Source organism: Psychrobacter sp. W2-37-MNA-CIBAN-0211 (assembly GCF_040309405.1).
GTDB classification, from domain to species: Bacteria; Pseudomonadota; Gammaproteobacteria; order Pseudomonadales; family Moraxellaceae; genus Psychrobacter; species Psychrobacter glaciei.
In genome coordinates, this window is sequence record NZ_JBEOOU010000204.1 from 1 (window position 1) to 272 (window position 272).

General features: G+C 44.1%; 1 protein-coding gene. It reads left to right on the forward strand.

Translation table 11 applies throughout. From position 1 onward, the window contains the following. On the forward strand, nt 1–272 hold a 272-nt coding region (locus AAEY72_RS14915; protein WP_352311331.1), incomplete at both ends, for a DUF6436 domain-containing protein.

Genomic DNA, 272 nt, shown 5'->3' on the forward strand with positions numbered 1-272 from the left:
GTAATACCGTGGCATCGCTTGTTATTATTACAGAGCAAAATTGCGGTTGTACTAAGCAAGCACAAGCGCACATTACGACGTTGCAAGCATTTGCAAAAAGTAAAGGACTTGCCGTGCAAGAGTTGCAACTTACACAACAACTTAAGCAAGCCATTCCAGCAACCCCTGCTGCTGTAATTATTGATAAAAATGGGGACTTTGTTTATGCCGGGCCGCTATCCGAAGGACTAGCGTGCTCGCAAGGAAGCGGTTTTGTAGAAACTGTTATTAGT